Source organism: Intrasporangium sp. (assembly GCF_035688975.1).
GTDB lineage: Bacteria > Actinomycetota > Actinomycetes > Actinomycetales > Dermatophilaceae > CALMNV01.
In genome coordinates, this window is sequence record NZ_DASSMH010000118.1 from 1 (window position 1) to 4,848 (window position 4,848).

6 protein-coding genes are annotated in these 4,848 nt (G+C 74.1%); 3 read left to right on the forward strand and 3 right to left on the reverse strand.

The window, feature by feature from the left end:
• The 3 genes from VFJ94_RS12730 to mnmA form a co-directional block, all read left to right on the forward strand.
• On the forward strand, window positions 1-200 hold a 200-nt coding region (locus VFJ94_RS12730; protein ID WP_325004590.1), incomplete at its 5' end, for an FAD-binding protein.
• Between the two features lie 84 nt (window positions 201-284).
• The gene (locus VFJ94_RS12735) at window positions 285-1,475 is read left to right on the forward strand and encodes a cysteine desulfurase family protein (RefSeq protein WP_325004591.1); all 1,191 of its coding nucleotides are present in this window, start codon (window positions 285-287) and stop codon (window positions 1,473-1,475) included.
• Window positions 1,472-2,617, forward strand: coding sequence for a tRNA 2-thiouridine(34) synthase MnmA (gene mnmA / locus VFJ94_RS12740; protein WP_325004592.1), 1,146 nt, complete (start codon window positions 1,472-1,474; stop codon window positions 2,615-2,617). Before VFJ94_RS12735 ends, mnmA begins: the two co-directional genes overlap by 4 nt.
• Here the strand turns inward: mnmA and VFJ94_RS12745 are convergent.
• From VFJ94_RS12745 to VFJ94_RS12755, 3 genes are read right to left on the reverse strand one after another with little or no spacing between them, the layout of a single operon-like run.
• Window positions 2,614-2,814: a hypothetical protein gene (locus tag VFJ94_RS12745; protein ID WP_325004593.1), complete on the reverse strand. Its 201-nt coding sequence runs from the start codon at window positions 2,812-2,814 to the stop codon at window positions 2,614-2,616. The genes mnmA and VFJ94_RS12745 overlap by 4 nt on opposite strands.
• A gap of 43 nt (window positions 2,815-2,857) precedes the next feature.
• Entirely contained in the window at window positions 2,858-3,748 is an 891-nt protein-coding gene (locus VFJ94_RS12750) for a GNAT family N-acetyltransferase (protein WP_325004594.1), read from the reverse strand.
• A 53-nt stretch (window positions 3,749-3,801) separates the two neighbouring features.
• On the reverse strand, window positions 3,802-4,719 hold the full coding sequence (locus VFJ94_RS12755) for a hypothetical protein (protein WP_325004595.1): 918 nt from the start codon (window positions 4,717-4,719) through the stop codon (window positions 3,802-3,804).
• Window positions 4,720-4,848: the final 129 nt, after the last annotated feature.

Below are 4,848 nucleotides of genomic sequence, written 5' to 3' on the forward strand. Positions count from 1 at the left end.
TCTCCCCGCAGCTCTACGTCGCGTGCGGCATCTCCGGCGCGATCCAGCACCGGGCCGGGATGCAGACCTCCAAGACGATCGTCGCGGTCAACAAGGACAGCGAGGCACCGATCTTCGACCTCGTCGACTTCGGCGTCGTCGGTGACCTGTTCACCGTCCTGCCGCAGGCCACCGAGGCCGTCACCAAGGCCAAGGGCTGAGCCGACCCCGCGGCGCCGCCGCACGCGCCACGGCCCCGGACCGGGAGGTCCGGGGCCGTGGCACGCCGACCGTAGAATGCGCACGTGACTGCCTACCTCGACCACGCGGCGACGACGCCGATGTTTCCCGAGGCGCTGGCGGCCATGACGACCCAGCTCGCCGAGACCGGCAACCCCTCGTCGCTGCACCACGCGGGCCGTCGGGCCCGACGTGCCGTCGAGGAGTCCCGCGAGCGGATCGCCACGGCGATCGGTGCCCGGCCGTCCGAGGTCGTCTTCACGTCCGGCGGCACCGAGGCTGACAACCTGGCGGTCAAGGGGACCTTCCTCGCCCGACGGGATGCCGACCCTGACCGGGTGCGCGTCCTGGTGCCGGCCACCGAGCACCACGCGGTCCTCGACAGTGTCGGCTTCCTCGTCGAGCACGAGGGGGCGCAGGTGACGTGGCTCGAGGTGACCCCGGAGGGGTTCGTCGACCCGGAGACCGTGCGCGCCGCCATTGCCACGGACCCAGCGTCCGTGGCGCTCGTGTCGGTGCTGTGGGCCGGGAACGAGATCGGCGTCGTGCAGGACGTGCCGGCCATCGCCGCCATCGCGGCCGAGCACGGCATACCGGTCCACACCGACGCGGTCCAGGCGGTCGGTCACGTGCCCGTGGACTTCTCCGCGAGCGGCGTCGACCTGCTGTCCATGACCGGGCACAAGCTCGGCGGGCCAGTGGGGGTCGGGGCGCTCGTCGCCCGCCGCGACGCGACGCTCGTGCCGCTCAGCCACGGCGGCGGGCAGGAGCGGCAGCTGCGCTCCGGCACGCTCGACGCGCCCGCCATCGTCGGCTTCGCGGCCGCCGCCGAACGAGCCGTCACCGAGCTGGAGCGGGAGGCGACTCGGCTCGGCGCCTTGCGCGACGCACTCATCGAGGGCGCCATGGCGCTCGAGCCGGGCATCCGGCCGAGCGGCCACTGGCAGCGCGGTGACGTGCGCCGGCGCCTGCCCGGCAACGCCCACCTCGTCGTCCCCGGGTGCGACGGCGACTCGCTCCTCTACCTGCTCGACGCCGCCGGCATCGCCTGCTCCACCGGCTCCGCGTGCCAGGCCGGCCTGCCCCAGCCGAGCCACGTCCTCCTCGCCCTCGGCGTGCCTGAGAGCGAGGCACGCGGCGCCCTGCGGCTCACCCTCGGACACACGTCGACGGCCGACGACGTCTCGACCTTCCTGCGCGCCCTTCCCGGCGCGGTGTCCCGGGCGCGCCGGGCCCGGGAGGCGACGGCGTCATGAGGGTCGTCGCCGCCATGAGCGGCGGTGTCGACTCCGCCGTCGCCGCCGCGCGGATGCTCGACGCCGGCCACGACGTGGTCGGCGTGCACCTGGCCCTGAGCCAGAGCGCCGCCACCCTGCGCGAGTCGGCCCGCGGCTGCTGCACCATCGAGGACGCCGGGGACGCCCGGCGGGTGGCCGACCGGCTCGGCATCCCCTTCTACGTGTGGGACATGGCGGCGCGCTTCCAGCGCGACGTCGTGGCCGACTTCACCCGGGAGTATGCCGCCGGCCGCACCCCCAACCCGTGCCTGCGCTGCAACGAGAAGATCAAGTTCGCGGCGCTGCTGGACAAGGCGCTCGCACTCGGCTTCGACGCGGTGGCGACGGGCCACTACGCGCGCGTCGTCGAGCCTCCCGACGGCCGGCGCGAGCTGCACCGGGCCGTCGACGCAGCCAAGGACCAGTCCTACGTCCTCGGCGTCCTCGACAAGGAGCAGCTGGCCCGGGCCTTCTTCCCGCTCGGCGACACCACCAAGGCGCAGGTGCGCGAGGAGGCTGCGGCCCGAGGGTTCTCCGTGGCGCGGAAGCCGGACAGCCACGACATCTGCTTCATCGCCGACGGCGACACGCGAGGATGGCTGGGCAGGCAGCTCGGCGCCGCCCCGGGGGACATCGTCGACGCCGAGGGTGCCGTCGTCGGCAGCCACGAGGGCGCCTTCGCCTACACGGTCGGCCAGCGGCGTGGGCTGCGCCTGTCGCGCCCGGCCCCGGATGGGCGCCCACGCTACGTCGTCGACGTCCGGCCCCAGACCAACACGGTCGTCGTAGGGACCGAGGACCTGCTCGGCGTGGACGCCATCACGGCCGACCGGGCGCGCTGGTGCGGGCCGGCTCCCCAGGGCGTCATCCGCGTCGGGGCGCAGGTCCGCGCACACGGCGAGGAGTTCCCCGCCACCGCGTGGGCGGAGGCCGAGCGGCTCGAGGTGCGTCTGGACGAGCGGATCCGCGCGGTGGCCCCCGGTCAGGCCGTCGTGCTCTACGACGGAACCCGCGTCGTGGGATCCGCCACCATCGCGCAGTCGCGCCTGGAGCGCCCTGGGCGCCAGGAGCGCCCTGGGCGCCAGGAGGGGGAGTCGCACCAGGAGGGGGAGCCGCGCTAGGAAGGGGAGCCGGCCTCCTCGCCAGCACCCGCGCCAGCCGACTCCTCGTCCTCGTCCGTCCCGGCGGAGCCCTCGTCCTTGAGGGCGTGCAGCGCGTCCGGGCGGCCCTCCTCGGGCGCAGTCATCGTGGGCTCGGCGTCCTGGTCCGGCTGGTCGGCGTCGGGACCGCTCTTCGCCTGGTTGCTGTCGGTGTCCATGACGTGGTGGTACCCCGGCCGTCGACACCCATGCGGCGAGCGGTCACTCCGTGAGGCTGCGGTGCCAGGTGACGGTCCTCGCCACGGGCCGGAAGCCGAGCGAGCGGTAGAGCCGCCGTGGCCCCGGGTAGCCCGCGTCACCGCGGGGGCTGACGACCGCCAGGCGCCCGCCGACGTCGCGCAGCCGGTGCAGGGCCGCGAGGGTCACCGCCCCGGCGAGGCCGCGCCCGCGGTGGGCCGGCACACAGCCCACCGGCTCCACGAGGCCGACCCCCGTGGCGGGGTCGAGCCACACGAGGCAGGAGGCGACCATCTCGCCGGCCGCGTCGACCGCCACCCAGTCGAGGTCGGCGCGGTAGGGCCACGCCGACATGAGGGCGGCATACGCCTCGGTCGTGAGCCTCGACGGGCTCACGTCGGACCAGGAGGCCGCGTGGCACGCGGCGCGCGAGGCGGCCTCCAGCGGCTCGACGTGGCGGTAGCGGTAGCCCTCGACCGAGGGCACGTCGGCCAGTCCGGCGAGGTCGAGCACGTGGTGGGCGAAGTGCGGAGCGTCCGTCTCGGGCACGAATCCCGCTGCGAGGAGCGCCGGTTCGAGGACGTCGCCCTCCATGACGAGCACGGACTGGGCGGCGGCGTCGCTCCACTCCTCGAACCAGTCGACGAGCTCCTCGGCAACCTCCGGGTATGCCGGGTCCACCTGAGCCTCTAGCCAGTCCGGCGCCTCCGCCCACCCGAAGCCGACGACGTCCCCGCCCTCGCGCCACAGGGAGATGGCCTCGTCCGCGGTCGTGCCCCGTGCCGGCACCGGTTGGTGGTGGCGGCTCCACGCCAGCTGTCCGGGATGGAACCGGCTCGTCGGCGACCACAGGCGTGAGCACATCGACTGCATGGCCCGCAGGTCAGCGGGACCGGTGAAGTCGTCGCGTCGCACCCCGCCACGCTAGCCGTATGCCGCGGGCGTGCCCCGGGTGCCCGCCCGGCGGGCTACTTGAGCTGGAAGCCCACCTGGCACGTGTGGTTGGTGCCGCGGGCCACGGTGATCCTTGACGCGTCGATGCAGCCGGGCCTGGGGTTGAAGCCGACGAACTTCGACCCGGCCGCGGCCTGGGCGTCGAGCCGGACCACCGTGCCCACGGTGAAGAACGCGCTGCAGGTGCCCGAGCCGCTGCCGCCCGCGATGGTGCAGTCAACTCCGGCGGGTGAGGAGGTCACCCGTCCGGCGCCCGTGCCACCGGGGATGACCGAGACGCTCCCGTGCGAGAAGTGGAAGGCGTCCCACGCCGTGATGATCCCGTGCCGCTCGGTGGTGAAGTCACCGCCGACCGTGCCGATGATGACCGCCGACTGGGCGTTGGTCACCTGCTTGGTGGTGACGGGGAAGGTGGCCCGCGTGCTGCCCGCCGGCACAGTCACTGTCGGGGGGACCGTGGCGGCAGTGGGGTTGTCGCTGGAGAGGTCGATGACGAAGCCGCCGGAGGGCGCCGTCGCCGAGATCGTGACGGTACCGGTGGCGGGGTCGCCGCCGACCACGTCGGTCGGCGTGACTGCCAGGGAGGAGAGCGTTGCCGAGGTTGCCGGGGGCGGCTGGGAGGTGGAGCACCCGGTGAGGGTCCTGCTCGCCGAGGTGGAGCCGTCACTCACCGTCACGACGCAGTCCGGCGGGGCGGCGAAGGTGCTGCTCTGGATGCGGAAGCTGCCGCTCGCGTCGGCGGTCCCCGTCAGCGTCCCGCCGTTGACGGTGAGCCTCGCGCCAGGAGTGGCGCCTGATCCCTCGATGCGCACCTGGGTGCCGCTGAGCTCGGCACGGGTGAGCGTGGTGGCGGCGTGCGCGGGCTGGGTGATGGCCGCCGACGTCAGCAGGACGAGGGCTGTGATGACGGCTGCCCTGCGCGAAGCGTCCATGTCGCGCCTCCTCACCTGGCCGATGCGACCATCGTCCGGCGGTGGCCGGTGGGCGTCCATCGGACCTTCGTACTACTACTTGCGCCGCAGCGGCCGGTGTCGCGAGCCGGGCGTCGACGGCGTCCGGTC